Consider the following 1,461-nt stretch of genomic DNA (forward strand, 5'->3'; position numbering starts at 1 on the left):
TAGCATCCATTCACGGTGCTTTTTTATATGTAAATTAAACGATTTTTGAACAAAAAAGAAGAAATAAATTGGAGGGAGAGAAGAACTGTATTATTTACATAAATGTCACTGGGGGTGATTTATGTCTGGACTATACAGTGTGTTCTCTACCCATGATATAGTATATAGTTTGATTTGGTTTTTTAGACCAAAAATAAACGTGAATTGGTAAATATATAAATGTTTTTTATTTTGCTGAATAAAGTGAGGGTGATATAAATGCAACCTTTAACAATACAAGAAATCATTAAATTGTATGAGCAAGATAATATGATTAAATTCTATAAGCACCCATATTGGCGTAAGCACATAAGAATAGTAGCACTTGAACGAGATAACAGTGAGTGCCAGAAGTGCAAACGAAAAGGTAAGTATAGCAAAGGTAGGAACGTTCACCATATCAAAGAGTTACGTGACAGACCAGACTTAGCGTACGTATTAAGCAACCTAGAAACGCTATGCATTCCATGCCATAACAAAGAACACGGCAAAGAGAAGAATATAGTGAAGAAGCGCTGCACGATAGTAGATGAGGAGAGGTGGTAGGTAAGTGTGGACAGCCTAACGATACAAGGAAACAAGTATGAATTAAATATCATAAGACAAATAGAACGAAAGAAATCTAATGGTTGTACAACTGCTGACACTTCTTTATATAAACAATTCAAGACTGATATCTACACAACATACAAACAGATACGTCACATATGTAATCCAAGAGCATGCGAGAAGACTACACTTGAAACAGTAAAGAAAAGTCTACGTGAACATTGGCTAGAACAGGATCTAAACATGTCATTAAAGGAAGCTCACATTGTTATTGAATATGCTGAGCGATTCTTTGGTTTAGCTATAAAATAATGTAAGATAAATTTCCTGAGCCCCCCCGGTCAAAATATAGAAACAATTTTGTTGGGGGACCGAGCAACGCAGGGGGGAGATTTGTCTTTTTATTTTTTGCTTTTCGCGCGCGGAACAGAGAAAAAATGCATGTTATTTCGACATCTAAATTCATAAATGAAAGTGTGGTGATACCGTGACAATCAAGAAAAAGAACTATGAATTGGCTTTTGAAGACTATAAAAATGGCATGTCATACGCTGATATTGCTACAAAATATGGTGTTGCTGAAACTACTGTCCGAGATACCTGGCGTAAACGACATTGGAAAGATGCATTACAAGAACATACTAATTTACGAGATAAGATTCGTGATGATTTACTAGGTCAAATGAGGTCAAACGGTGTCATTCACGGACATTTTCTTGATTTAGTTGAGGATTACATGGCAATGTGGGATATCAAAACCAATTTGATTGCTGATATCGAAGAACGCGGTGTATCTGTACTAGGTGCTAATGGATTTTTAAAGAAAAACGATAGTATAAACGAGTTGAATAAGACTAACACACAAATGTTAAA

3 protein-coding genes are annotated in these 1,461 nt (G+C 35.2%); all 3 read left to right on the forward strand.

Features of this window, described 5'->3' with window-relative positions; all coding sequences use genetic code 11:
* The first annotated feature begins 309 nt into the window (after positions 1-309).
* Positions 310-585, forward strand: a complete 276-nt coding sequence (locus ACQRBL_RS29370; RefSeq protein WP_411996833.1) for an HNH endonuclease — start codon at positions 310-312, stop codon at positions 583-585.
* Positions 586-591: 6 nt separating this feature from the next.
* The gene (locus ACQRBL_RS29375; RefSeq protein ID WP_411996832.1) at positions 592-900 is read left to right on the forward strand and encodes a hypothetical protein; all 309 of its coding nucleotides are present in this window, start codon (positions 592-594) and stop codon (positions 898-900) included.
* 175 nt (positions 901-1,075) lie between these two features.
* Positions 1,076-1,461, forward strand: a 386-nt coding sequence (locus ACQRBL_RS29380; protein WP_097983844.1) for a helix-turn-helix domain-containing protein, incomplete at its 3' end; no start/stop codon positions are given.

It is taken from the genome of Bacillus sp. AF62 (genome assembly GCF_050312695.1).
In the GTDB taxonomy this organism is placed as follows: domain Bacteria; phylum Bacillota; class Bacilli; order Bacillales; family Bacillaceae_G; genus Bacillus_A; species Bacillus_A cereus.